At 77.2% G+C, this 25,826-nt stretch carries 21 protein-coding genes; 10 read left to right on the top strand and 11 right to left on the bottom strand.

Features of this window, described 5'->3' with window-relative positions:
* The first annotated feature begins 75 nt into the window (after window positions 1–75).
* Complete coding sequence (locus tag ACYQBY_RS21175; protein ID WP_459645878.1) at window positions 76–657, top strand: DNA-3-methyladenine glycosylase I; 582 nt, start codon at window positions 76–78, stop codon at window positions 655–657.
* 26 nt (window positions 658–683) lie between these two features.
* Here ACYQBY_RS21175 and ACYQBY_RS21170 read toward each other — a convergent pair whose 3' ends face one another.
* Complete coding sequence (locus ACYQBY_RS21170; protein WP_459645877.1) at window positions 684–1,238, bottom strand: CGNR zinc finger domain-containing protein; 555 nt, start codon at window positions 1,236–1,238, stop codon at window positions 684–686.
* A gap of 90 nt (window positions 1,239–1,328) precedes the next feature.
* Here ACYQBY_RS21170 and ACYQBY_RS21165 point away from each other — a divergent pair, with 90 nt between their 5' ends.
* Window positions 1,329–2,189 (top strand): hypothetical protein, encoded by an 861-nt coding sequence (locus ACYQBY_RS21165; protein WP_459645876.1) that lies wholly within the window; start codon window positions 1,329–1,331, stop codon window positions 2,187–2,189.
* A 75-nt stretch (window positions 2,190–2,264) separates the two neighbouring features.
* On the opposite strand, the gene ACYQBY_RS21160 is transcribed toward ACYQBY_RS21165, so the two are convergent.
* Entirely contained in the window at window positions 2,265–2,663 is a 399-nt protein-coding gene (locus ACYQBY_RS21160; protein ID WP_459645875.1) for a hypothetical protein, read from the bottom strand.
* Between the two features lie 489 nt (window positions 2,664–3,152).
* Between ACYQBY_RS21160 and arfB the strand changes: the two genes are divergently transcribed.
* The 3 genes from arfB (at window position 3,153) to ACYQBY_RS21145 (ending at window position 7,698) form a co-directional block, all read left to right on the top strand.
* Window positions 3,153–3,581, top strand: a complete 429-nt coding sequence (arfB, locus tag ACYQBY_RS21155) for an alternative ribosome rescue aminoacyl-tRNA hydrolase ArfB (protein ID WP_459645874.1) — start codon at window positions 3,153–3,155, stop codon at window positions 3,579–3,581.
* Window positions 3,582–3,671: 90 nt separating this feature from the next.
* Window positions 3,672–5,519, top strand: a complete 1,848-nt coding sequence (locus tag ACYQBY_RS21150; RefSeq protein WP_459645873.1) for a glycoside hydrolase family 15 protein — start codon at window positions 3,672–3,674, stop codon at window positions 5,517–5,519.
* Between the two features lie 82 nt (window positions 5,520–5,601).
* A complete protein-coding gene (locus ACYQBY_RS21145; RefSeq protein WP_459645872.1) occupies window positions 5,602–7,698 on the top strand; it encodes a diguanylate cyclase in 2,097 nt (698 codons plus the stop codon).
* A 37-nt stretch (window positions 7,699–7,735) separates the two neighbouring features.
* Here the strand turns inward: ACYQBY_RS21145 and ggt are convergent, their stop codons facing one another.
* The 4 genes from ggt to ACYQBY_RS21125 form a co-directional block, all read right to left on the bottom strand.
* Entirely contained in the window at window positions 7,736–9,592 is a 1,857-nt protein-coding gene (gene ggt / locus ACYQBY_RS21140; RefSeq protein ID WP_459645901.1) for a gamma-glutamyltransferase, read from the bottom strand.
* Between the two features lie 200 nt (window positions 9,593–9,792).
* Window positions 9,793–10,827, bottom strand: coding sequence for a cell wall-binding repeat-containing protein (locus tag ACYQBY_RS21135; protein WP_459645871.1), 1,035 nt, complete (start codon window positions 10,825–10,827; stop codon window positions 9,793–9,795).
* Between the two features lie 178 nt (window positions 10,828–11,005).
* Entirely contained in the window at window positions 11,006–11,416 is a 411-nt protein-coding gene (locus ACYQBY_RS21130) for a hypothetical protein (RefSeq protein WP_459645870.1), read from the bottom strand.
* Between the two features lie 156 nt (window positions 11,417–11,572).
* Window positions 11,573–13,030 (bottom strand): GH1 family beta-glucosidase, encoded by a 1,458-nt coding sequence (locus ACYQBY_RS21125; RefSeq protein WP_459645869.1) that lies wholly within the window; start codon window positions 13,028–13,030, stop codon window positions 11,573–11,575.
* 117 nt (window positions 13,031–13,147) lie between these two features.
* Between ACYQBY_RS21125 and ACYQBY_RS21120 the strand changes: the two genes are divergently transcribed.
* Window positions 13,148–14,359, top strand: coding sequence for a serine hydrolase domain-containing protein (locus ACYQBY_RS21120; RefSeq protein WP_459645868.1), 1,212 nt, complete (start codon window positions 13,148–13,150; stop codon window positions 14,357–14,359).
* A gap of 31 nt (window positions 14,360–14,390) precedes the next feature.
* On the opposite strand, the gene ACYQBY_RS21115 is transcribed toward ACYQBY_RS21120, so the two are convergent.
* The 5 genes from ACYQBY_RS21115 to ACYQBY_RS21095 all read right to left on the bottom strand — a co-directional run bounded on the left by ACYQBY_RS21115 (window position 14,391) and on the right by ACYQBY_RS21095 (window position 19,621).
* Window positions 14,391–15,047, bottom strand: a complete 657-nt coding sequence (locus ACYQBY_RS21115; RefSeq protein WP_459645867.1) for a nucleoside/nucleotide kinase family protein — start codon at window positions 15,045–15,047, stop codon at window positions 14,391–14,393.
* The gene (locus ACYQBY_RS21110; protein ID WP_459645866.1) at window positions 15,044–15,970 is read right to left on the bottom strand and encodes a PfkB family carbohydrate kinase; all 927 of its coding nucleotides are present in this window, start codon (window positions 15,968–15,970) and stop codon (window positions 15,044–15,046) included. The genes ACYQBY_RS21115 and ACYQBY_RS21110 overlap by 4 nt, the downstream gene beginning before the upstream one ends.
* Complete coding sequence (locus tag ACYQBY_RS21105; protein WP_459645865.1) at window positions 15,967–18,051, bottom strand: DUF6807 family protein; 2,085 nt, start codon at window positions 18,049–18,051, stop codon at window positions 15,967–15,969. The genes ACYQBY_RS21110 and ACYQBY_RS21105 overlap by 4 nt, the downstream gene beginning before the upstream one ends.
* Window positions 18,048–18,776, bottom strand: coding sequence for an alpha/beta hydrolase (locus ACYQBY_RS21100; protein ID WP_459645864.1), 729 nt, complete (start codon window positions 18,774–18,776; stop codon window positions 18,048–18,050). Before ACYQBY_RS21100 ends, ACYQBY_RS21105 begins: the two co-directional genes overlap by 4 nt.
* A 164-nt stretch (window positions 18,777–18,940) precedes the next feature.
* Window positions 18,941–19,621, bottom strand: a complete 681-nt coding sequence (locus tag ACYQBY_RS21095; RefSeq protein ID WP_459645863.1) for a hypothetical protein — start codon at window positions 19,619–19,621, stop codon at window positions 18,941–18,943.
* A 298-nt stretch (window positions 19,622–19,919) separates the two neighbouring features.
* On the opposite strand from ACYQBY_RS21095, the gene ACYQBY_RS21090 reads away from it, so the two are divergent.
* The 4 genes from ACYQBY_RS21090 to ACYQBY_RS21075 all read left to right on the top strand — a co-directional run bounded on the left by ACYQBY_RS21090 (window position 19,920) and on the right by ACYQBY_RS21075 (window position 25,772).
* Window positions 19,920–21,785 carry a hypothetical protein gene (locus ACYQBY_RS21090; protein ID WP_459645862.1) on the top strand — a complete coding sequence of 622 codons (1,866 nt, stop codon included), beginning with the start codon at window positions 19,920–19,922 and terminating at the stop codon, window positions 21,783–21,785.
* On the top strand, window positions 21,782–23,500 hold the full coding sequence (locus tag ACYQBY_RS21085) for a GGDEF domain-containing protein (RefSeq protein WP_459645861.1): 1,719 nt from the start codon (window positions 21,782–21,784) through the stop codon (window positions 23,498–23,500). Before ACYQBY_RS21090 ends, ACYQBY_RS21085 begins: the two co-directional genes overlap by 4 nt.
* Window positions 23,501–23,568: 68 nt before the next feature.
* Window positions 23,569–24,285: a signal peptidase I gene (locus tag ACYQBY_RS21080; protein ID WP_459645860.1), complete on the top strand. Its 717-nt coding sequence runs from the start codon at window positions 23,569–23,571 to the stop codon at window positions 24,283–24,285.
* 86 nt (window positions 24,286–24,371) lie between these two features.
* Window positions 24,372–25,772, top strand: a complete 1,401-nt coding sequence (locus ACYQBY_RS21075; protein WP_459645859.1) for an FAD-dependent oxidoreductase — start codon at window positions 24,372–24,374, stop codon at window positions 25,770–25,772.
* The last annotated feature ends 54 nt before the right edge of the window (window positions 25,773–25,826 follow it).

Raw genomic sequence — 25,826 nt, 5'->3', positions numbered from 1 at the left:
CCACCGCCCGGGGGCCCGCCGACCAGCCCACCCCGGAACCCGGCCGTGTCCGCGGCGGGTGGCATCGTCCGCGCCGTGACCAGCCCCGCGCCGCCCGCCGAGCCACCCTTCCGCTGCTTCGGCTCCGGCGACCCGCTGTACGAGCGCTACCACGACACCGAGTGGGGGCGCCCCGTCCGCGGGGACGCGGCGGTGTTCGAGCGGCTGTCGCTGGAGGCGTTCCAGTCGGGTCTGTCGTGGATCACGGTGCTGCGCAAGCGCCCGGCGTTCCGCGACGCCTTCGCCGGGTTCGACCCGCACGCCGTCGCCCGCTTCGGCGAGGAGGACGTGACCCGCCTGCTGGCGGACGCCGGCATCGTGCGCAACCGGCTGAAGATCGAGGCGGTCGTCGCCAACGCCCGCGCCGTGCTGGCCCTGGCCGGGCGCGGCGGCAGCGTCTCGGACCTGCTGTGGGCGCACGCCCCGGACCCGGCGCCGCCACCGCCCGTCACCCCGGCGGACGTCCCGGCGAGCACCCCGGAGTCGGTGGCGCTGGCGAAGGCGCTGAAGGCCGAGGGGCTGCGGTTCGTGGGCCCGACGACCGCCTACGCGGCGATGCAGGCGTGCGGGGTGGTCGACGACCACCTGATGCGCTGCCCGGCGCGCGGGCGCCGCTGAGGCGCGCGCTCGCCACCCGCGGCCGCTTACCCGTCCGCGGGGTCGCCGGCCCGGTCGCGGGCGCGCTTGGCCCGCGCCTTGGCCAGACTTCCGCAGCTGCGGCCGGAGGGGTCCTCCCGGACCATCCGGCACCAGGTGCGCCCGCCGTTGCGGGTGGAGTCGTAGAAGACGAAGTCGCAGCCGGGGCAGGAGCGCAGCCGGTGCCAGGTGCCGTCCCCCACCGCGTCGACGGCGAGGGCGAGCAGGTCGCCGGCCGTCGAGGGGGTCACCGGCTCCAGGCGGACGGGTGCACCCCGCCCGCGCAGCCGCGGGCGCAGCGGGTACCGCTCCAGCTCCGCGGCGAGGCCGACGGGGTGGGCGGCGGCGAGGTGGGCGCGCAGGGCCTCGCGCAGTGCGCGCAGGCCGGCCACCTCACCGGCGGGGGGGCAGGGCACCCCGGGCACGGTGCGCGCCCACGCGCCGGCGTCGGCCGCCAGGTCGTCGAGGTCGTCGACCCCCCGGCGCGTGTCGTTCGGCACCCGCCAGGTGTTGAGGAACGCCCGGACCGCCTCCAGGCCCTCCGGCGCCGCGTCCACCGTCATGTCACCAGCGTAGGGCTTGACCGGTGACGCGCACGGGCAGCACAGTCGTCACCGTCAAAACGTTTGACTGGTGACATTCGAGGAGGACCCGTGACCACCCCCCGCCCGGGCGAACGCCCCCACACCGTCGTCCGCCCCGCCCCCGGAACCGGCCCGGGCTGGTGGGCCGGGGCGCCCAGCAGCGCACCGCTGCCCGGCGGCGGCGTCGCGCTGGCCTACCGCGAGCGCCGCGGTCACGACGGCACCGACCGCAACGTCCTGGCCGTCTCCGCCGACGGGGAGGCCTTCGAGGACGTCGGCTCCCTCGACAGCGCCCGCTTCGGGGCGCGGTGGGTCGAGCGGCCCACCCTCCTGCGCACCCCGCAGGGCCGCTGGCGGCTCTACGTCTGCTGCGCCTCCCGCACCGGCCCCGCCTGGTGGATCGAGGCGCTGGAGGCCGACGACCTCGCCGCGCTGCCCGACGCCCCCTCCCGCGTGGTGCTCGACGGAGGCGGCGACGTCGCCGTCAAGGACCCCGTGGTGGTGCTGCGCGACGGCAGCTGGCAGGCGTGGGTCTGCTGCCACCTGCTCGACGAGCCCGGCGCCGACGACCGCATGCGCACCGACCTGGCGACCAGCACCGACGGGTGGACGTGGACGTGGCGGGGCACCGTCCTGGAGGGCACCGCCGGGACGTGGGACGCGCGCGGCGCGCGGGTCACCTCCGTGCTGCCCGACGGCACCGTGCGCTACGACGGGCGCGCCAGCCGCGAGGAGAACTGGTTCGAGCGCTCCGGCGTCGCCGCCCCCGGGCCCGGCGGGCGGCTGCGGCCCGTGGTGGGCGAACCCGTGGTCGACGTCCGCTACGTCGACGTCCTGCCCCTGCCGGACGGCTCGACGCGGCTCTACTACGAGGCGCGCACCGCCGACGGGAGCCACGAGCTGCGCACCGAACTGGTCCCCGCCCCGTAGCCCGGCGCCGGGGCGGGCCCGTCAGCACGGGGCTCACGGGCCGTAGCTCACCGGCCGCGGCTCACCGGCCGCGGCTCACAGGCCGCAGGGGAGTCCCAGGTCCGCCAGCACCGGCTCGGGTGCGATGCCGCAACCCACCTCGGCGCTGCCCAGGTCCACGACCTCCCAGCGGCCGGCCACGGAGCGCAGGACGACGTCGGCCGGTTCCAGGTCCGCGCCCACCGGTGCCAGGAGGGCGCCCGCCCAGGCCGGGTCCGCCGAGGAGAGGCGGACGTCCTGCACGGTGTAGCGGGCGGGGTCCACCCCGGCGGTCAGCGGGCTCGCGCGCACCGCCTGCTCGACGGCGGGGACGTCGGCGGCGGGCGCCGCCCCGGCCGGTGCGGCCGCGGAGAGGGCGGCCACCCCCAGCAGGGCCAGGGTGCCTGCGGTGGTGCGTGCGGTGCGGGACGTCGCCCCGGTGTTCGTCCGGCTCATGGTGGTGCCTCCTCCGCGCGTCGTGCGGCCGCCCGTCGCGGCACACCCGTCCTCCGACGCGCTCTCCGTCGGACCGGTTCCCGGCCCGTGCTCGACCGGGGCGTGCGCCCGGTCCTCGACTGCCGCTGCGGTGCCCATCCCCGCCCCTGCCCAAACCCGGGGCGCGCGCCGGGCACCCGCCCGGCCCACGCCGGACGACCCCGGACGGGCGGCTCCCGGGGGGGCGGCGGGCGCGCATGAGGCGGGGACGTCGTGCACGCGACGCGCAGGCGTGTCGCCCCCGAACGTCCCCACCCCGGGCGGCGCGCACGAGGCGGGGACGTCGTGCACGCGACGCACGGGCGTGTCGCCCCCGAACGTCCCCACCCCGGGCAGGCAGCACCCGGGCAGGCAGCACCGCGGGCAGGCCCGGGCACGGCAAGATGGCCGCCCGGGCCCACGACGCAGGCGGGCGGGCGGGCGGGCAGGTGGTGCGGAGGAGGTGGCGGGGTGGACGCCGACGGCGTGCGGGTCACCCGGAACCTCGTCCTGCCCGAGGCCGAGCTGAGCGAGCGCTTCTCCCGCGCCGGCGGCCCCGGCGGGCAGGGCGTCAACACCACCGACTCCCGCGTGGAGCTGTCCTTCGACGTCGCCCGCTCCCCCTCCCTCGGCGAGGTGGCCCGCGCCCGCGTCCTGGAGCGCCTCGCCGGCCGGCTCGTCGACGGCGTCCTCACGGTCGTGGCCTCCGAGCACCGGGCGCAGCTGCGCAACCGGGAGGCCGCCCGCGCCCGGCTCGCCGCCCTGCTCGCCGACGCCGTCGCCCCACCGGCCGCCGCACGGCGCCCCACCCGGCCCACGAAGGGCTCGCAGCGGCGGCGCGTGGACGCCAAGAAGCGCCGCGGCGACGTCAAGCGGCTGCGGCGCTCCACCGACGACTGAGCGCCCACCCCACCGCGGCGCCGTCCCGGGCTGCGGCGGGCGCCTGCCCCCGCGATGATCGTGCGTCGGCACGAACGGGAGGAGCGCGACGTGGCGTTGCGGATCGAGGACTACGGCGTGCTGGGCGACCTGCAGACGGCGGCGCTGGTGGGGCGGAACGGCTCCGTGGACTGGCTGTGCCTGCCCCGCTTCGACTCCCCCGCGTGCTTCGCGGCGCTGCTGGGGCACCGGGAGAACGGCGCCTGGCTGCTCGCCCCCGCCTCGGCGGTGGCCACCGGCGGGCTGTGCACCCGGCGCCGCTACCGCGGGGACTCCCTGGTGCTGGAGACGGAGTGGGAGACCCCCGAGGGCACGGTCCGCGTCGTGGACTTCATGCCGCCGCGCGGGGAGGCCGCCGACCTCATCCGCATCGTCGAGGGCGTCAGCGGGCAGGTGCAGATGCACTCGGAGCTGCGGCTGCGCCTGGACTACGGCTCCCTGGTGCCGTGGGTGCGCCGCATCGACGGGGACCTCGCCGCCGTCGCCGGCCCCGACGCGCTGTGGCTGAGCACCCCCGCGCCGCTGGAGGGGCGCGACCTCGCCACCTTCTCCGACTTCACCGTCTCCGCCGGGCAGCGGGTCCCCTTCGTGCTGACGTACTCCGCCTCCCACCTGCCGCGGCCCCAGCCCGTCGACCCCGAGCACGCCCTGGCCGACACGGAGCGGTTCTGGGCCCGGTGGATGGCGGACTTCGCGTTCGAGAGCACCGAGGAGCGCTGGGGCGAGGCCGTCCGCCGCTCCCTGGTGGTCCTCAAGGGCCTCACGTACGCCCCGACGGGCGGCATCCTGGCGGCGGCGACGACCTCGCTGCCGGAGTGGATCGGCGGCACCCGGAACTGGGACTACCGCTACTGCTGGCTGCGGGATGCGACGTTCACCCTCCAGGCGCTGCTCGGCACGGGGTTCGTGGAGGAGGCCCGCGCGTGGCGGGAGTGGCTGCTGCGCGCGGTCGCCGGGGACCCCGCGAAGATCCAGATCATGTACGGCATCGACGGCACCCGCCGGCTGCCGGAGTTCGAGCTGCCCTGGCTGCCGGGCTACGAGGGGTCGGGCCCGGTGCGGGTGGGCAACCTCGCCGCGGACCAGTTCCAGCTCGACGTGTGGGGCGAGGTCCTCGACGGGCTGCACCTGTCCCGCAGCGCCGGCCTCGCCACCGAGGACACCGCGTGGCAGGTGCAGAAGGCGCTGCTGGACTTCCTGGAGGGCAACTGGGACCGCGCCGACTCCTCGCTGTGGGAGGTGCGGGGCGAGCCGCGGCACTTCGTGCACTCCAAGGTCATGGCTTGGGCGGGGGCCGACCGCGCCGTGCAGGCGGTGGAGCGCTTCGGGCTGGCCGGGCCGGTGGACCGGTGGAAGCGGCTGCGCGCCGAGATCCACGCCGACGTGTGCGCGAAGGGCTTCGACGCCGAGCGGGGCACCTTCACCCAGTTCTACGGCTCCCAGGGGCTGGACGCGGCGCTGCTGCTGATCCCGGAGGTGGGGTTCCTGCCCTTCGACGACCCGCGGGTCGTCGGCACCGTGGAGGCGGTGCAGCGGGAGCTGTGCCAGGACGGTTTCCTCCTGCGGTACCGCACGGACTCCGACGGCCGCGTCGACGGGCTGCCCGGCGAGGAGGGCGCGTTCCTGGCGTGCACGTTCTGGCTGGCCGACGCGCTGGAGGGCATCGGGAAGCGCCGGGAGGCGGTGGAGCTGTTCGAGCGGCTGCTGGACCTGCGCAACGACCTGGGCCTGCTCGCCGAGGAGTACGACCCCCTCTCCGGGCGCCAGCTCGGCAACGTCCCGCAGGCCTTCAGCCACGTGGGCCTCGTCAACACCGCCCGCCACCTCTCCGGCAGCCACCCCGCGGACCTGCAGCCGCGGCAGCGCAGCGCCGAGCGCGGGGAGCGGGCCCGGGCCTGACGCGGGCCGTCCGCCGTGACACGCCCGCCGGAGGTGGCGCCCCCGCACCGGGGGTGCGCGCCGCAGGGTCGATGATGGGGGGATGGACGACGGGCCCCGCGCCGGCGACGGCTTCGTGCTGGTCGTCGTCGACCGGGTCAGCACCTACGCGCTGACGGTGGTCGCGGCCGTGCGCGAGGTGCTGGAGGCCGCGGGGGTGCCGCTGCTGGTGCACGTCCACGACTACGAGGGCGTCCCGGTCCCGCACCTCCTGCGCCACGGCGTCGGGCACGGGCTCGTGCGCGGGGTGGTCACGCTGCCGCTGACGGCGTCGACGACCTACCGCGAGCTGGAGGCGTTCCTCGCGCAGCACCCCGGCGTGCCGGTGGTGTCCGTCGGCGGGGCCTCCGCGGGGCAGTCCTCGGTGGTCGTCGACAACCGCGCGGGGATGGCCGACCTCGCCCGGCACCTGCTCGCCCAGGAGGGCGTGGAGCGGATCGCGCTGGTGCGCGGGGTGCCCCACCACCCGGACTCCCTCGAGCGGGAGGAGGTGTTCCGCGCGGTCCTGGCGGAGCACGGCCTCGCGCTGGACGAGTCCCTCGTGGTGGACGGGCAGTTCCACCGCAACGCCGCCCACCGGGGCGTCTCGGCGCTGCTGCAGGCCGGCCGCCGCTTCGACGCCGTGGTCGCCCTGAACGACGACTCCGCGTTCGGCGCGCTGGACGCGCTGCTGGACCACGGCCTCGGGGTGCCGGGGGACGTGCGTGTCACGGGTTTCGACGACGTGGGCGCCGAGAGCGCCCGGCGCGGCCTCACCACGGTCGGCCAGCGGCTGGAGGACGTGGGCCGCTGCGCGGCGGAGCTGCTGCTGGAGCTGGTCACCGGGAGCGGCACCGGGCGGGCCGTGTGCCTGCCCGCCCGCCCGGTCGTGCGGCGCTCCAGCGTGCGGGTGCCGCAGGTGCCGGTACCCGCCGGCGCGGACACCGCCGCGGCGGGCCCCGGTCCCGGTTCCGGCACGGACGAGATGACGCTGGTCAGCGCGGCCATGTGCCTGACCCGCGGCCTGATGTCGTGCGCCGACGAGGCGGCCGCCATGCGGGAGCTGGTCACGAACCTGCCGCGGCTGCGGATCTCCCGCTGCTTCGTGGTGCTGTTCGAGCCGGACGGCGGCCCGGAGCGGGTGGGACGGCTGGAGCTGGCCTGGCCGCACGAGGCCCCGCACGACGCGTCCCGCACCTTCCCGGCGGCGGAGATCCTGCCCCCGCACCTGAGCGGGGAGCTGCGCCGCGGCTGCCTGCTCGTGCAGTCGCTGGCCGTGGCGGGCCACGAGCTGGGCTTCGTCCTCTTCGAGCAGGCGCAGCTGCACCTGCACACCGCCGAGGCCCTGCCGATGGACCTGAGCCTCACCCTGGACGGGATCAGCCGGCGCCGGCACCTGGAGCGGGAGGTGGCCCGGCGCACCGAGCAGCTGCGCGAGGAGATCGCGGTCCGCCGCCGGGTGGAGGCGGCCCTGCGCGAGGAGGTCGCCGAGCGCCGCCGGGCCGAGGACGCCCTGCACGAGGCGAACGCGGAGCTGCGCCGCCTGCTGCACCGGGACGGGCTGACCGGTATCGCGAACCGCACGGCCTTCGACGCCGCCCTGGCCGACGTCTGGCAGCGGCACCGCGACGGCGGGGAGGACCTGGCGCTGCTGCTGGTCGACGTGGACCACTTCAAGTTCTACAACGACACCTACGGCCACCTGCGCGGCGACGAGGCGCTGCGCGCGGTGGCGCAGGTCCTCGACGCCTCCTGCCGGGAGCGGCTCGACCTCGCGGCGCGCCTGGGCGGGGAGGAGTTCGCCGTGCTGCTGCCGGCGACCCCGGTCGCCGGCGCCCTCGTCGTGGCCGACTCCATCCGCCGCCGGCTGCGCGCCCTCGCGCTCGAGCACCGGGCCTCCCCGGTGGCCCCCCGGCTCACCGTCAGCATCGGCGTGGCCACGAGCGGGGCCACGGGCGGGTCCACCGCGCGCTCGGGGACCCGTGAGCTCGTCGAGGCCGCCGACGCCGCGATGTACGCCGCGAAGGCCGCGGGGCGCAACCGGGTGGTCGTCGCCGGGCCCGCGGCCGGGCCGGTCGTCGCGCAGGTGCCCGCGCCGCCCGCCGCGCCGGAGCCCGCCGCCCCGTCGCTGTCCGGGACGGGGGCGGAGGGCCCCGGCTGACGGGCTCCCCCGCGGGCCGGCGGGGCCGGCTCGCGGGTCAGCGCCGTCCGGGCCGCACCACCCCGGCCGCTCCCCCGCCGCGCCGGCGGGGCTCGGCGACGGCCTGCACGGTGCCGCCGGGCAGGAACTCCAGAGCCGCCACCGCGCCGATCTCCGCGGTGGGCGTGTACGCGTGCCCGAGCGCTCTCAGCTCCGCACCGAGCGGGGAGGCGATGAACTCCGGCTCGGCGTTCGCGGTGGCGTTGTTGCGCTCGGACACGCGCGGGCGGGCGACGGCCTCGGGCAGGGACGCGCCGCGGTCGAGGCGGTCGACGAGCACCTGCAGCACCGTCGTGATGATCGTCGCGCCGCCGGGCGAGCCCAGCGCCAGCAGCGGCTCCCCGTCGCGGAGCACGATGGTGGGGGCCATGGAGCTGCGGGGGCGCTTGCCGGGGCCGGGCAGGTTGGGGTCGGGCTGCCCGGCGACCACGGGTGTGAAGCTGAAGTCCGTCAGCTCGTTGTTGAGGATGAACCCGCGCCCGGGCACGACGATGCCGCTGCCACCGGTCTGCTCGATGGTGAGGGTGTAGGAGACGACGTTGCCCTCCCGGTCGGAGGTGACCAGGTGGGTGGTGGAGTCCCCCTCGTACCCGGTGGCCGTGCCGGTTCCCGCGCTCTCGCACGCGCTCTCCCCGTAGCGCAGGGAGCCCGGGGCGACCGGGCGGGGCAGGGTCCGGGTGGGGTCGACCAGGCAGGCGCGGGAGTCCGCGAACGCCTGCGACAGGAGCGACCTGGTGGGCACGTCCTGGACGTCGGGGTCGCCCACCCAGCGGTTGCGGTCGGCGAAGGCGAGGGCGGAGGCCTCCAGCACGTGGTGCGCGGCCTGCGTCCCGCTCATCGTGGCGAGGGGGGAGGACTCCAGGATGTTGAGCGCCTCGCCGACGGTGGTGCCGCCGCTGGAGGGCGGCGGGAAACCCCACACGTCGAGGCCGCGGTAGCGGACCCTGGTGGCGGGGCGCTCGGGTGCGGTGTAGGCCTCGAGGTCGGCGCGGGTCATGCCGCCGGTGCGGACGGTGCGGGTCACCCCGGGCGCCACGGGGGGCCTGGCCACGGTGTCCACGATGTCGCCGGCGATGTCCCCGCGGTACACCTCCTCCACGCCGCCGAGCGCGATCTCGGCGTAGGTGCGGGCCAGGCCGGGGTTGCGGAACGTCGAGCCCACGGCGGGTGGCGCGCCGCCGGGCAGGAACAGCTCCGCGGTGGAGGTGAACTCGGCGAAGCGGGCGGCGTTGGCGGCGGTCTGGTCGTGGAAGGTCTGGTCGACGGTGAACCCGCGGGCGGCCAGCACCGCGGGGGCGGCCAGCAGCTCGGGCAGGGGGCGCGAGCCCCACCGGCGCAGGGCCTCCTCCCAGGTGGCGGGGGTGCCGGGGACCCCGACCGACAGGGTGGAGGAGACGACCTCGGGGAAGGGCAGCGGTTTGCCGGAGGCGTCGGTGAAGCTGTTCTCGCGCAGGGCGGCGGGCGCGGTCTCGCGGCCGTCGAGGGCGTGGACGCGACCGGTGGAGGCGTCGAGGTAGGTGAAGAACCCGCCGCCGCCGATCCCGGCGGAGTAGGGCTCGGTGACCCCGAGGGCGGCGGCGGTGGCGACGGCGGCGTCGACGGCGTTGCCGCCCCGGCGCAGCACGTCGAGGCCGATGCGGGTGGCCTCCGGGTCGACGCTGGCGACGGCGCCACCGGTGCCGACGGCGACGGCCTGCCGGGGCGGCTCGGGGCGCCGGAGGGCGGGCGTGGTTCGCTCCAGCTCGCGCAGGGCCGCGGCCCCGTCCGGTGCGGCGGTGGCCGGCGCTGCGGTGGCCGGTGCGCCGGGTGCGAGCAGGGCGCACGTGACGAGCAGGGGCAGGGCGGCTCCGGGCACGGCCCGGGCACGACGGCTCGGGCGGGTACGACGGCGGGCGGGGCCGGAACGCTGGGCGACGGGCACGGGACGCCTCCTCGGCAGCGACCCAGGGCTGGGGGGTGGGGCCGCTGGTGGGCGCACCCTCGCAGCCGGGTCGGGCCCGCGCAAGACCTCAGGTGCCCGTGCCGCGACGCAGGGTCACCGGCCCCGGGGAGGGCTCAGCCGCAGAGGACCTGCCGGGCGGGGTCGCCGAGCGCGTCCTCGCCCCCGAGCAGCACCACGGTGCCGGGGGCGGCCTCCGCGGTGTACGCCCAGACCGCGGCGGGGGTGCAGCGGTCCCGGGACAGCAGCAGCGGCGCCCGGCGGGTCCGCGCGGCGGGCAGGGCGACGAGGGCGCCGGGGACGTCCTGCCCGGAGGCGACGAAGGCGGTGTCGGTCACCGGGAAGAGGCCGGCGGCGACGGAGGCGGTGGCCTCGTAGAGGTCGCGGCCCTCCAGGGTGGTCACCTCCAGCCCGGGCGGTGCGGCGGCGCTCACCTCCCGGAGCACGTCGGGACCGACGGTGGCGCCGCTGCCGACGACGACGAGGGAGCGCAGCCGGTGGGCGCCCACCCAGTCCCGCAGGCCGGGGGTCAGCGCCGCGTCCGGGGCCAGCAGGAGCGGCACGGCCCGCCCGCCCGCGGCGGCGCCGCCCGCGACGGCGCCGTCGAGGTCGTCGCCGCGGGCGAGGACGGCGGCGGTGGCGGTGGGGAAGAACTCCTGGGCGACGCGCACGGCGGTGTCGTAGCGGTCGGTGCCGGCGGTGCGCACGACGCGGGCCCCGGGCACGATCCGCGAGACCTCCGCCAGGACGGCGGCCGCGACCTGCCCCTCGCCGCCGACGACGCGCACCGCCGAGGGCTGCAGGCGGCCGAGCTCCGCGGCGGTGCCGGGGGGCAGGGTGCCGGCGCGGGTGAGCAGCAGGGGGGCGCCGACGGTGGCGGCCGCCGGCGCGGCGACGAGGGCGTCGGCGGTGGAGGTGCCGTTGACCAGGAAGACCTGCTGGGCGATCCCGGGCGTGAAGTGGGCCCGCGAGACGGCGGCGGCGGTCTCGAAGCGGTCGGCGCCGGTGATGCGCTCGGTGCGGACCTCCGCGGCGGGTCCGGGGCCGGCGTCGGCGGCCGAGGAGGTGCAGGCGGCGACGAGGGCGACGACTCCGGAGAGCGCCGCGGCGCGCAGGGCGGCGGGTGCTGCGCTGCGGTGCGGACGGTGCACGGGTCCCCTCCTGTCGGCGCCGCGACGAACGGCAGGGGCAGGACCGTACCGCGATCGATCGGCTACGCCGTGCGCTCACACCCGTACGGCCCAGCGGGACCGCTGGGCCGTACGGGTGGAGTGGTCACGGCACGCCCGGAGGGGGCGGGCGCGGGGCCCGGACCGCTCGGGGAGGCCGTCAGAGCACCACGTCGAGGCGGACGACGGAGCGGCCCCGGGGCACGTAGGCGGTCATGCGGCTGTGGGTCTCCGGCGCCATGGGGCGCACGGCGTGGCTGAGGGCCTGCTGCACGAGGATGCCGATCTCGATGTCGGTCAGCGGGCGGTCGCCGGGGATGATGCCGGCGGCCCGCACGTAGGAGATCTCCTTGGCCAGGTGGGCGATCGCGGTGCCCTCGGAGCGGTCGAGGTCCACGACGCCGGCCTGCAGGTGCGCGAGCAGCGCGCGGTCCGCCTGGGTGAGGAAGTCCAGCGGGTCCTCGTCGGTGAAGTTGGCGTTGACGCGGGCCACGGGCGTGATGCCCTGGATGTGCTGGGTCTCGCGGACGCTGTAGACGTTCGGCGCGGACGTGACGGATCCGATGCGCATGATGCCCCCCTCTGGTTACTTCAAGTAAGGGGTACCGCACGCTCCGTGGCAAGAAGAAGCTCGCTCTGAATACTCCAAACCGGTGACGCCGGCTCCCGGCCCCGCTGCCGGGGGGCGCCCGCCGGACCGCGGAGCGCGGACCGGCGGGCGGGCACCTCAGGAGGCGGCCGGGGCGGGCGCCGGCACCGCGTTCGCGCGGATCACGTCCGCGTACCAGAGAGCGCTGTCCTTCACCGTGCGCACCTGCGTCGCGTAGTCGACGTGGACGACGCCGAAGCGCTTGGCGTACCCGTAGGCCCACTCGAAGTTGTCCATCAGCGACCACACGAAGTAGCCCGTGACCTTCGCACCGGCCCCGACGGCCGCGTGCACGGCCGCGAGGTGCTCCCGGAGGTACTGCACGCGCTCGGCGTCGTGGACCCCGCCGTCGGGGGCGACCTCGTCGGGGTACGCCGCCCCGTTCTCGGTGATCATGATCTCGAGGCCGGGGTTCTCCCCCGAGACGCGCAGCAGCAGCTCGGTCAGGGCCGTGGCGTCCACCGTCCAGCCCATGTCCGTCACGCGGCCCGGGGAGCGGCGGAAGTCCACGCTCTCGCACGCCACCCACGGCGTGCGGGCCCCCTCGGGCAGCGGCTGCGGGCTCTCCCGCCCGGCGACCAGGGTGGGCGTGTAGTAGTTGATGCCCAGCACGTCCAGGGGCTGGTGGATCAGCTCGGTGTCGCCCTCCAGCACGAACGACCAGTCGCCGACCCCCGCGGTGTCGGCGAGCACGTCCGCGGGGTAGGAGCCCTTGAGCACCGGGTCGAGGAAGACCCGGTTGGCGATGCCGTCCGCGCGGCGGGCCGCCTCGAGGTCCGCCGCGGAGCCGCTCGCCGCGCGCACGGCCATCAGGTTGAGCGTCAGGGCCACCTTCGCGCCCGGAGCACCCCGGCGCAGGGCGGCCGCGCCGAGGCCGTGGGCCAGGTTCAGGTGGTGCACCGCGGCCAGGGCCTCGGCGTGGTCGGTGTGCCCGGGCGCGTGCTCGCCGGAGGCGTGGCCCAGGTAGGCCGAGCACCACGGCTCGTTGAGGGTGATGAAGGTCCCCACCCGGTCCCCGAGGGCGCGCGCGACGACCTCGGCGTACTCGGCGAAGCGCTCCGCGGTCCTCCGGCTCGTCCAGCCGCCGGCGTCCTGCAGGGCCTGCGGCAGGTCCCAGTGGTAGAGGGTGACGGCGGGCTCGATCCCCGCCGCGACCAGCTCGTCGACGAGGTCGGAGTAGAAGCGCACCCCCTCCTCGTTCACCGGGCCCAGGGCGTCCGGGGTGACCTGCGGGGTGATGCGCGGCCACGCCACGGAGAAGCGGTAGGAGCGCAGGCCCAGGCGCTTCATGAGGGCCACGTCCTCGCGGAAGCGGTGGTAGTGGTCGCAGGCCACCTCGCCGGTGTCCCCGTTCAGCACCTTGCCCGGCGTGGCGGAGAAGGTGTCCCAGATCGAGGGGGTCCGTCCACCCTCGGCCGCGGCGCCCTCGATCTGGTACGAGGCGGTGGCCGAGCCCCAGAGGAAGCCCGCCGGGAAGGTGAGCGCGGCACCCGCGCCGGGCGCGGTCGCCGCTTCGGGTGTGCTGCTGGTCGTCATGCGGGCAAGTCTCCCCGACCGGCGGCGGCACGGGCACGGGGCGCTCCGCTCGAAACGATTCACCGCGCCCTAGGATCCCGGCGGGATCGACGGGGACCCACGACGACGGGAGCGGTGATGAGCACGCAGGCCGACAGGGCGCAGGCGGGTGCGGCGCAGGGGGGTGCGGCGCAGGGGGGTGCGGCGCAGGCGGGTGGCTGGGTGGCCCCCGGCTACGAGCCGGTCCGCGACGCCTTCACCGCGCACCTCGCCGCCGGGCGGGAGACCGGCGCCTCCTTCGCGGCGACCGTGGACGGCCGGCCCGTGGTCGACCTGCACGGCGGCACCGCCGACAGCGCCACCGGGCGGCCCTGGCGGGAGGACACCGCCGTGGTCGTCTTCTCCGGCACCAAGGGGGTGATGTCGCTGTGCCTCCTGCTGCTGGCCGACCGCGGCCTGCTCGACCACGACCGCCCCCTGGCGCACTACTGGCCGGAGTTCGCCGCGCACGGCAAGGGCGGCACCACCGTGCGCGAGGCCCTCAGCCACCAGGCCCGGGTCCCCGCCTTCCGCGAGCCCGTGGGCGCCGGCGACCTCGCCGACCACGAGCGCCTCGCAGGCCTGCTCGCCGCCCAGGCGCCCTTCGACCTGGACCGGCCGTACTACCACGCCCTGACCCACGGCTGGATCACCGGCGAGCTGCTGCGCCGCGTCGACGGCCGCGACGCGCGCACCTTCGTCGCCGAGGAGCTCGCCGGGCCCCTCGGCCTGGACCTGTGGATCGGGCTCCCCGAGGAGGTCGAGCCGCGGGTGGCGACCCTGGAGGTGCACGGCGTCCGGCCGCCGGCGACCGGGCAGTGGGGGCCGCTGCGCGCCGAGGTGGACCGGCTCGTGGAGACGAACCCGCCGCTGCTCGGGGAGCCCCTGGCGTTCAACACCCGCGAGGTGCACGCCGCGCAGGTCGCCGGCGCCGGCGGCATCGCCACCGCCCGCTCGATGGCCCGGCTCTACTCCGTCCTGGCCTGCGGCGGGGAGCTCGACGGCCGGCGGTGGCTCTCCGCGGACGCCGTCCGCACCGCCTGCACCGAGGTGGTGCGGTGGTCGAACCCGGACGGCTGGCCCAACCGCTACAGCGTGGGTCTCCAGATGCAGACCGCGGAGAACGGCCAGTTCGGCCCGGCCGCCGAGGGCGTCGGGCACGGTGGTTTCGGCGGCAGCCAGCACGGGTTCTGGCCCGGCACCGGCGTGAGCTTCTCCTACGCGATGAACCGGCTCGTCGTCGACGGCACCGACACCCGCGCCACCACGCTGCTGACGGCGCTGCACGAGTCGTGGCGCGCGAGCCGCTGACGCGCCCGCACCGCGCCCGGCGCAGGCCCCCTCACCGCGCCCGGCGCAGGACGAGGTCCGCGCCGGGGCGCGTCCGCAGGACCACCGCGGCGTTGGCCTGGTCGCTGCCCAGCGTCCAGGCCAGCGCCTCGTCGGGGGACTTGCCGAACTGCTCGTGCCGCGCCGCCAGCCGCCGCACGCGCAGCTCCTCGTCGGCGTCGAGGAACCACGTCTCGTCCAGCAGGCCCTCCAGCGCGGCCCACGGCCCCGAGCGCAGCAGCAGGTAGTTGCCCTCCACCACGACCAGGGGCGTGGTGCGCGGCACGGGCAGGGCCGAGCCGACGGGTTCCTCGATCTCCCGGCGGAACTCCGGCGCGAGCACCAGCTCCTCCGCCGGGTCCCGCAGCCGCCGCAGCAGAGCGGCGAGACCGGCGACGTCGAACGTGTCCGGTGCGCCCTTGCGGTCCCGCCGCCCGAGGTCCTCCAGCACCCGGTTCGCGCAGTGGAAACCGTCCATGGGCACCAGCACCGCGCTGCCGGGACCGCAGGCGGTGTCCACCGCGGCCACCAGTTCCGCGGCGAGCGTGGACTTCCCCGCGCCGGGGGCACCGACGATGCCCAGCAGGTGCCGTCGCCCCGGCACCACCCGCGGGCGCAGCCGCTCGACGAGCTGCGCGGTGCCGAGCTCCGTCACGACGGGTCCTGTCACGGTCGTTCCTCCTGCGGGGTGGGGCGCGGACGGGCCAGGGGCAGGCCGGGGAACGCCGGGGCGGACAGCCACGCCCGCGCGCCGGGCACGCCGCAGCGGAACGAGGCGACCTCCGCGGCCCGCTCCAGCGCGGAGGCGAGATCTGCACCGGCGGCGAGGGCGAGGGCCGCCGCGCCGTGGAACACGTCCCCCGCCCCGAGGGTGTCCACGGCCCGCACGGCCGGGACCTGCACCACGTCGCGCAGGGACCCGCTCCACCACTCCACGGGCCCCGCCCCGGCGGTCACGGCGACCGACCCCGCACCGAGGTCCAGCACGTCGGACATCGGGTCGTCGCCGCCGCCGGGGACCCGGAACGCCGAGGAGCAGATCGCGACGTCCACCAGCGGCAGCAGCTCGGCCAGCACGGGTTTCCAGCTCCCCGCGTCCAGCACCACCAGCACCTCCTCCTCCTGCGCCGCCCGCGCCGCGGCGAGGGCGAGCCGCGGGTGGTGCCCGTCGAGGAGCAGCACCCCGGCGCCGCGCAGCAGCTCCCCCGACGTCAGCGCCGCCGGGGCGGGGACCTGCGCACCGGCCGCGTTCACGGACGTCACCGACCGCTCCCCCGTCGCGGCGTGCACCCGCACCCCGGACACGGCGGGCGGGGCGTCGCGCTCCGGCGCGACGTCCACGACGTCCACGCGCCACCCGGCCAGCTCCGCCGCCACCGCCCGCGCCAGCGGGTGCCCGCCCAGGGCGGTGACCAGGCGGGCGCGGCCGCCGAGCGCCGCGTACGTCACGGCGGCGTTGGCGGCGGGACCACCGGCCACGACCTCCTGCGCGAGCGCGGTGACCTTCTCGTCCGGGCCGGGCGGGAGCTCCACGCGGTGCACGACGTCCAGGGTCGCCAGGCCCACGAACACGCCCAGCGGGGTGCGGCTCACGACCCCGCCCGCCGCAGCAGGTCCGCGACCTGGGCGTCGTCGAGGCGCCCGTCGGCGAGCAGCACCCGGAACCCCCGCTCGACGGGCTCGGCGCGGGTGGCGAGGAGGGGTTCCTCCCACGCCAGCGCCGAGCCCACGCCCGGGTGGCCGGCGACCCGCACCAACCACGGGTCCGCCGCGGAGGCGCCGTCCAGCGGGGCGAACACGAGCGTGGCGTCCGGACCCCCCGGACCCTCCGCGCCGAACGTGGCCGACCACGCCAGCCACGGGGCCCTCGTGCCGTGGACGGCGTCCTCCCCCGCGGCGGTGGCGGTGCGCACGTGCACGTCGCGGCACGGCGGCAGGCGCCAGGTGAACCCGCCGTAGCCGCCGCCGGCGCGCCCGCCGGAGCCGGGGCTGCCCAGCTCCACGTCGAACTCCCCGGCGGGCGCGAGCCGGAACCGCAGGTCCAGCCGGGAGAAACGCACCTCCCCCGCGTTCCCGGCCGACCAGGCCCACGTCCGCTCCTCGGCGAGGACGTCGTCGCCGTCCGCGGTGCGCCAGCGCACGTCCTGGACCGCGGAGGAGCCGGTGACGTCGCGGAAACCGGTGTGCACCTGCCGCCCGTGGTCCTCGCGCCACACGTAGCCGGTGCCGCGCACCCAGGTGCGCCCTCCCCAGAAGTTCCACCCGTGCGCGGCGGCGGGGCCCGCGGTGGCGCGCACGTGCTGGAGCGCGACGCCCGCGCCGAGGTGCCAGTCGTGGTCGTCCGGGTGCGCGTCCGTCACCACCGTCCCGGCGGGGGTGCGCGCCGGGTGCAGGTACGGGCGCGGGCCGGAGGACGGCACCGCCTCCGAGCCGTCCACGTACGTGCCCACCAGCCGGCCCTGCGCGCGCATCTCCAGCAGCACCCCCGGCTGCGGCACGGGCGCGGGGTCCTGCCCCGCGGCCCAGGGCGCGCCCAGCTCGGAGAACGTGCGGCCCTCCGCGACGGCCCGGCCGATCCAGTGCTCCACGTCGCGCAGCACCGGGTGCCGGCCCACCTCGTCCTCCACCCACACGACGAACTCCCCGCCGACGCGCCGCGGGTCCGGTGCGGTGCGCACCGCCTCCAGCACCCGCATGAACGCCCCGGAGTCCTCCAGGCCCGAGACGAGCGGCCCGCCGTCGGCGCGGCGCTCCACGAGGTCCACGAGCAGGTCCCGGCGCGGGTGCTCCCCGCGCACGGGTTCCGCCCGGTCCGGGTGCAGCTCCAGCACGTCGCTCGTGTAGTGCAGCACCGCGCGCCCGCGGGTGCCCTGCACGGACACCACCGGCGGGGTCTGCGTCCGCGCGCACAGCGTCAGCGCCATGAGGATCACGGTGCCCGAGGTGGTGGTGACGCGCACCGTGGAGGTGTCGTCGCACTCCACGTCGTTGACGCGGTACAGGTCGGTCTCCACGGACGCCACGTCCTGCGCGGTCCGCGCCCCCGCGATGCGCAGGGCGGTGGCGACGGCGTGCGCCAGGGGGTTCGTCACGACCCCGTCGACGACCTCGACGCCGTCGAGGGTGCGCCGCCCGGCCCAGCGCGAGCGCTGCCAGTACGTCAGGGGCCGCACCCACGTGCCGGTCCCCCCGATGCGCACCACCTCGCCCAGCTCGCCCCGCGCCAGGACCCGGGCGAGCTCGTCGAGCCCGCCGCCGCCGAGGCTCTGGAACCCGACCTGGCAGCGCCGGCCCGTCTCCGCGACCACCGCGAGCAGTTCCCCGAACTCCGCCGCCGACGCCACGGGCGGTTTCTCCAGCAGCACGTCCGCGCCCGCCCGCAGCGCCTCGGCGGCCAGCGCGGCGTGGGTGTGGATGGGGGTGGAGACCACGACGACGTCCGCGGGCACCTCGGCCAGCAGCGCGGTCAGGTCCGCGTAGACGCCGACGCCGTCGCCGACCGCTCCCGGCCCGGGCGGGTTCGGGTCAGCCACGGCCACCAGCCGCACCAGGCCCTCCGCCTCCAGCCGCGCGATGTTGCGCAGGTGCACGGCACCGAAACCGTGCGCCCCCGCGACCGCCACCCGCACCGGCCCGCTCCCCCGCCCGTCCCGCCAGTCCGACGGCCCGCTCACCGCAGCCACCCCCTGTCCGCCAGCCACCGCGCGCACAGCTCCGTCCAGCCCGCCGTGTGCGGTTCCTCCGCCGCCAGCCCCAGGCCGTGCCCGCCGCGAGGGAACACGTGCAGCTCCACGTCCACGCCCGCCGCGGCCAGGGCGGCGGTGTAGCGCAGGGAGTGGGTGACGTCCACGACGTCGTCGGCGGCGGTGTGCCACAGGAACGCCGGCGGCGTGGCCGGGCCGACGTGCAGGTCCGGGGACGCGGCGCGCGCCTGCGCCGGCGTGGGGTCGCCGCCGAGGAGGTTGCGCACGGACCCGGTGTGCGGCGCGTGCTCGAAGGAGACCACGGGGTAGCACAGGATGCTCAGGTCCGGCACGGCCCCGCCGCCCAGGCCCGTGGACAGGCTCGCCGCGAGGTGCCCCCCGGCGGAGAAACCCAGGACCGCCACCCGGGCGGGGTCGACGTCCAGGCCGTGGCCGCCGGAGCGGACGTGCTCCAGGCCGGCCGTGGCGTCCCGCAGCGGGCGGGGGTGGTGGTGCGGGGCGACCGCGTAGTCCAGGACGAACGCGTGCAGGCCGAGACCGGCCAGCCAGTCCGCCACGGGCGCGCCCTCGTGCGCGGAGCACTGCCCGTAGCCGCCGCCGGGCAGCACCAGCACCGCCGGGCGCGGCCCCTCCTGCCCCGCGCGGGGGCGTGCGGGAACGGCCTGGATGCGGAGGGGCGTCGTCGCGGGGTCCACGGCGCCCATCGTGGCGCAGCGCTTTCCGGGCGGGCACCCAGGGGGAACGCGGAGGGGCCGCACCCCCCGCTCGTGCGGGTGGTGCGGCCCCTCGCGGTGCCGCCGGGCGGCCCGGTCCCTCCCCTCCGGGGGCCGGGCCGTTCAGGCGGCGGGGAACCACCTCATCAGACGTTGTTCTTGACCTCCCACTTCAGATCCAGGGAGAAGCTGTCACCCTGCGCGAGGTTGTCCACCTGCGCACCGTCGTTGGGGAACGCGTAGGAGATGCGGTAGGTGACGACGTGGCGGTTGGCGTTGCCGTTGGCGGTGCCGTAGTCGGCGACGCGGATGCCGTTGGCGTAGGCGTTGCGGGTGGCGGCGAAGACGGTCGCGGTCTCGGTGGCCGAGCCGACGCTCTGCAGGTCGGTGGTGGCGGTGGTGGCGGCGCCGAAGGTGTTCTCGCAGACGCTGGTGGCCTCGGTCGCGTGGTCGCCGTACTTGGCGTCGACGGTGAACTCGAGCTGGTCCTCGAGGTCGCTGCTGCCGTCGTCAGGGCCACCGGTGTGGGTCAGGCCGGTCGCGTACATGACCAGGTCGACGTCGTTGACGGTGCCGCCGTAGGTGACGGTGAAGCAGCGGGTGCCGGTGCCGGTCGAGCCGGGGGCGAGGTTGCCGGCGGTGAACGTGCCGGTGGAGCCCTCGTTCAGCGTCACGGTGCCGGCGGACCAGGTGTTGCCCGTCGCGGTGTCGGCGGCGGTGAACGCGGCCTGCGAGGACTGGTAGACGAGGATGCCGCTGGCGAGCAGACCGAGCGGGACGGCGGCGACGACGGCGCCGCGACGACGGCGCTCACGGGTTGCGGACATGGTGTCTTCCTTAACGGTCGGGGGCGGCGAGGGATCCGTCCCTCACTCCTGGTGCAGCTGGATCGCTGCTCCCCAGTGCCATCGGCCCCACCCCCGCGCACCTCAAGCACCGAGGTGCGCCGGTGTGCGCAAGCCCCCCGTTCGGCCTAGCCCGGTGGCCCCGCGCCCGGTGACGCCCGTTCGGACCACTCACGCCGCGCCCCGTCCGTGCCGAGCACTACAGGGACGGGTCGGCGAGCACGCCGGCCCCACGACCGCCAGCGGCCCCGGGCCGCGGCGCCTTGACCGGGGAGGCCGGATGGTCGCGGTGCACTTCCGCGAGCTGCACGTCGCTCCCGCGCCTGCTCCGGATCCCGAGCCGCGCGGGGTGACGCGGCGCATCGTCGCGATGTCCGCCACGTTCCTCACCGTGCTCGCGGCAGGTGGCGTCTGGGCCGCCACGACCGCACAGTCCAGCCCGCAGGCGGTGCAGCTGCGCCTGATCGGCGGTCCCGGCGCGATCCTCCAGGCGTCCGACATGGTGCCCGGAGTGACCGTCGAGGGCTGCGCGGACGTGGAGGTCGTGGCGATCGCGGGCTCCAACCCCGGCCCGCTGAAGCTGACCGCCACCGCCGTCACCGGCACCCTGGCCGACCACCTGCACCTCACCGTCGAGGAGGGCACGCCGGGCTCCGGTGCCTGCGACCTGGTGACGCCCACCCCGGTCTTCTCCGACTCCCTGGCCCGGCTGGGCCTCGACTCCGCCGCACCCACCAACGGGGTCGGCACGCCCGGTGCCGTCGCCACGGGCACCAGCGTGCGCCGCTACCGCATCACCGCCGCCATCCCGGACGACCAGTCGCTCCAGGGCGCGTCGGCGACCGGCACCTTCGTCTGGTCGGTGACGGCCACGGCCGTCAGCGCGAACCCGACCAACCCCGGCACCGACCCCGGCACGCCCGCGCCGAGCCCTTCGGTCCCGGCCCCCGGCCCCTCAGCACCCGCACCGGCCCCGTCCACGCCGGTCCCCGGCCCCTCGGCCCCCGCGCCGAACCCCACGACCCCCGCGCCCGGTCCCTCGGCACCCGCGCCCGGTCCCTCGGCACCCGCGCCCAGCCCCTCGGCACCCGCGCCCAGCCCCTCGGCACCCGCGCCCAGCCCCTCGGCACCCGCGCCGAACCCCACGACCCCGGCGCCCAGCCCTTCGACCCCGGTACCCGGCCCGTCGAACCCGGCCCCCAGGCCGTCGGCGACCCCGGCCACCCCGGCTCCCGGACCGTCGGCGGGCGCTCCCGGCCCCCGGCCGTCGGCGACCCCGGCCACCCCGGCGAGGCCGACGCCCGCGCCGTCCAGGCCCGCCGGCGACGACGGCGACGGCTCCACCGGCACCGGCTCGAACGGCTCCACCGGCACCGGCTCGAACGGCTCCACCGGCACCGGCGGCCTCGCGCCCGTCGTCGGCCCCCGCTGGCCGGTGACGCCCACCCCGGCGACCCCGTGGTTCCCCGGCCTGGCCCCGTCCCCGTCCCCGTCACCGTCCCTGGCGCCGCTGTGGCCGGTGACGCCCACCCCGGCGAGCCCCTGGTTCCCCGGTCTGGACGGCCCCACGGGCAACCCGTGGGCCACCGCCCCCGGTGCGGCCGCGCCGAGCCCCTGGTTCCCCGGCACCCAACTCGTCCCCGGTGCCCCCGGTGGCTCCGGCCGGGGCCCCCTGGCTCCCGGCGCGGCACCCGCCGAACGCCCCGGTGGCGGCTTCCTGCGCGGCTCCGGCACGTCCACCCCGCAGTACGCCGCGGGCGGGACCCGTGGCGCGGGGAACGAGGACACCGGCATCAGCTCGCCCATCCCCGGCTTCGACCCGAGCGCGTGGATCAGCGAGTCCCTGCCGCTGGACCCGCAGGCCGCCTCGATGCTGCGGGCCATGGCCGCCACCAGCGGCTTCCCCGTGCTGCTCCTGCTGCTCATCCTGCTCTTCCTGGTGATCCAGGACCGGGTGGACCGCAGGGATCCGAAATTGGCACTCGCGCCGCTGTACCCGGATGCCGATGCACTGTTCGAGGGGCACTCCGACGAGCAGCCGGACAGCCGCCTCGTGTGGCTCGCCCGCTTCTTGCTGGGGGACGTGCCGCAGACGCACCCCCGTGGGCAGGCGCTCCGCGCCGGACGACCGGAAGGCACATCATGAGCAGGCAGAGCACGAGCCGGGGAGGCTGGCGCTACACCGGTACCGCCGGCCTCGTCAGCCTCGTCGAGCGTCTGCGCTGGACGACGGCGATGCGGTTGTTCATCGTCCTCCTGCCGCTCGCGGCGTGGCTGGCGCTGCCCGCGGACCGCTCCGCGAGCTGGGTCGCCCTGGCCGTCCCCGCCGTGCTGTACGGCGTGTTCGTGCTGGTCACGAACCTGTTCATGCGCTCCTCGCGCGAGGTGTCCCTGGCGCTGCTGGGCACGGGCCTGCTCGCCGACGGCGTCTACCTGGGCTGGGCCTACCGCAGCCTGGAGGGCCTGGACGGCCCCGTGGGCTACGTGATCGTCCTGCACGCGATGTCGGTGACGCTGCTGGCGTCCTTCCGCACGGGCGTGAAGCTGGCGCTGTGGCACTCCCTGGTGATGCTCATGGTGCTGGAGGCCGACCGCGTCGGCGTCCTGGGCGTGCCGGTGCTGCGCTCGTCCACGACGGACTACGTGCTGCAGCTGGTCGTGCTGTGGGGCATCGTGCTGACCACCGCGGTCTTCGCCGCCGGCAACGAGCGCGAGCTGCGCCGCCGCCGCTACGACGGCGACGTGCTGCGCCGGTTCGCGCTGGACCTGGAGGGGGCGGACGGGACGGGCCCGACGGCGCTGCTGCTGGCCCGCCTCGCGCAGCAGGAGCTGCTCTCGGCCCGCACCGCCGTGGTCGTCCTGGACGCCGCGGAGCACTCCGCGGCCCGCCCCGACGACTCCGGAGGTGTGTCGGCGCAGGGTCACGGCACCCTGGCCGTGCTGGGCACGGACGGCTCCGAGCGCGTCGAGCGGTTCTCCGCGGCCCTGCCGGCGCGGGCGCTGCTCCTGCGGGCGGTCGTGGGCCGCACCACGCTGCTGGCACGCACCCTGCACCCGCTGCACGACGCGTGGCTGGCCTCGGCCCTGCCGGGCGCCCGCAACGTCATCGTGGTGCCGTTCGCCCTGGAGGGGCAGACGGCGGGCGCGCTCGTCATGGAGCACGCCGGTCACGGGCACCGCCGCGTGCTGCGCTGGCTGAGCCTGGGCCGCCCGCCGCGGGTGGAGCGCCGCCTGCTGGCGACCGCGGAGCAGGCCACCGCGCACGCCGGCCAGGCGCTGGGCCGCGCGGCCCTGGTGACGCGGCTGCGCGCCGCGGCGGACACCGACGGCCTGACGGGCCTGGTGAACCGCCGCGCGTTCGACGAGGCGCTGGCGGGCGAGTTCGCGCAGGCGGCCCGTGAGCACACGGAGTTCTCCGTGGCGCTGGTGGACCTGGACCACTTCAAGCGGCTCAACGACACCCACGGGCACCTCGCCGGTGACGACGCGCTGCGCGCGGTGGGCCGGGTGCTGCGCGGCAACCTGCGCAGCGGTGGCGGCACCGCGGCCCGCTACGGCGGCGAGGAGTTCTGCGTGATCCTGCCGGGCACGTCCCGCGAGGACGCGGTGGCGGTGGCGGAGCGCATCCGCCGCGCGGTGCAGACCATGGAGGACGGCCCTGTCCCGGTGACGGCCAGCCTGGGCGTGGCGACGTTCCCCACCGACGGCACGGACGCCCTGTCCCTGCTGGCGTCGGCGGACGCGGCGCTGTACGCGGCGAAGGAGGCCGGCCGCAACCGCGTCGTCGACGCGGAGGTCGCCCGCCGGCGCCCGCTGACGGCGGTGGAGGACCGCATCCCGATGCGCCGCGTGCAGGGATGAGCCCGCACTCCGCGGGCGGGGCGGCCGGTGGCGTCAAGCCGCCGGGCGGACGTGCCGATGCCCCGGGTGTGTCCCTGAACCGCACCCCCGCCGAGCGCCTGGGCGGCGCTGTGCTGACGACCGCCGAGGCGATCGCCACGGCCGTCGTGGTGACCGCGGCGGGGCTGCTGCTCGGCTCGATGGTGCCCCTGGCGCTCGGCTGGAAGGCCAGCGCCATCGTCAGCGGCTCGATGGAGCCGCGCATCCGCGTCGGCGACGTGGTGGTGACCTCCCCGGTGGACCCGCGGGCGATCGTCCCGGGGCAGGTCGTGATGTTCCCCGACCCCGACGGCGGTGCCCGCACGATCATGCACCGGGTCGTGGAGGTCACCGAGGACGACCGGCTCGTCACCCGCGGGGACGCCAACCAGAGCGCCGACACCACCCCGGTGGAGCGCTCCGCCGTGCTGGGCGTGGGCCGCATCCGCGTGCCCTGGGTGGGTCTGCCCCGGCTGTGGTTCCAGACGGGCGACCACGCGCCGCTGGTGGGCCTGGCGGTCCTGCTGACGATGGCGACCGCGCTGCTGGTGCCGCGCGGGCCCGCCTCCCCCGGCCCCCGGCCGGGGACCGCGCCGGTGCCGGCGCCGGGCACGACCCCGCCCCCCGGGGACGGCCTGGAGGACTTCCTCGGGCTGGACGGCTCCCGCGACGCCGACGCCGACGCGACCGCGGCCCTGGTGTCGCTGCTGGCCGCGCCCGGCGCCCCCCGGCCGGCGGCCGGCGCACCGCGTCCCGCGCGGCGCTGACCCGCGCGCCGCTCGACACCTCCCCTCCCGCGCCCTAGCGTCGGCCGCACGACGACGCCGACGGTGGCTGCGACGGGAGGAGACCCATGTCCGGTCCCATCGAGGCGGGTTCTCCCGCCCGGCCGCTGCGCGTGACCGTCGTGGGGGCGGGCCCGTCCGGGGCGTACCTGGTGGACGCCCTCACCCGGCAGGCGGGCGCCGGGCAGGGCGTGGACGTGCGGGTCGACGTGGTCGAGCGCCTGCCCACGCCGTTCGGCCTGCTGCGCTACGGCGTCGCGCCGGACCACCCCAAGATCCGTTCCCTGCGCACGGTGCTGGAGCGCGCCCTGTCGGAGCCGCGGGTGCGGCTGTGGGCCGACGTGGAGGTCGGCGCGCACGTCACCGCCGCCGAGCTGCTCGCGCAGTCCGACGCGGTGGTGTGGGCGCTGGGGGCCTCGGCGGACCGCCCCCTGGGCATCGGGGGCGAGGACCTGCCCGGGTGCGTCTCGGCGGTGGACGTCGTCGGCTGGTACTGCGGGGTGCCCGACACCGGCGCGCACGTCGCGCAGCTGGTGCGCTCGGCCCGGGAGGTCGTCGTGGTCGGGGCCGGCAACGTCGCCCTCGACGTGGCGCGCGTCCTGGCGAAGGGCCCGCACGCCCTGGACACCACGGACATGCCGCTGCGGGTGCTGGAGGCGCTGGACGCGAGCGTCGTGGAGCGGGTGACGCTGCTGGCGCGGCGCGGCCCGGCGCAGGCGACGTTCACGACGAAGGAGCTGCGCGAGCTCGGCGCCATCCCGGGGGTGCGGGTCGTCGTGGAGGACGCCGGGGTGGTCCTAGCCGAGCCCGGCACGCCGCTGCCGAAGGTCGCCGAGCGCAACCTGGCGGTGCTGCGGGAGTGGGCGCAGCGGCCGGTGGACCCCACGGCGACCCGGGAGGTGCGGTTGCGCTTCCTCGCCCGCCCGGTGCGGGTCGTGGGCGGGATCCACGTGACGGGGCTGGAGGTGGAGCGCAACCTGCTCGCCCCGGACGGGACGGTGGTGGGCACGGGGCTGCGGGAGGTGCTGCCCGCGCAGGCCGTGGTGCGCGCGGCCGGCTCGATGGTGACGGCCGTGCCCGGGCTGCCGGTGAACGCGGCGGGCACGTTCGTGCCGAACACCGGCGGGCGGGTGGAGCGCGACGGCCTCTGCCGTGCGGGGGAGTACGTGACGGGCTGGCTGGCGCACGGGCCGCACGGGGTGATCGGCGACGCGAAGGCCGACGCGCACCGCACGGCGGCGACGGTGCTGGCCGACGCGGCGGAGCTGCTGGCGCGCCCGGCGCCGTGCGGGCCGACGCTGGACGAGCTGCTGCGCGGGCGGGGGCGGACGCCGCTGACGATGGCGGACTGGGCGCGCATCGACGCGGCGGAGGCCGCCCTGGGCCGGCAGCACGGGCGGGAGCGCACGACGGTGGACCGGCGCGAGGACCTGCTGGCCGCGGCGCGGGGTGGGCTGCCGGAGCACTGAGGTCACCGTCGCTCCCCACGTGCGCGTGAACGTGCTCAAGTGGCGCGTGGGACG

This window comes from Kineococcus anabasis (assembly GCF_054590795.1).
Note: the sequence above shows the minus strand (reverse complement) of the source record. Positions and strands in the feature narration are given on the sequence as shown.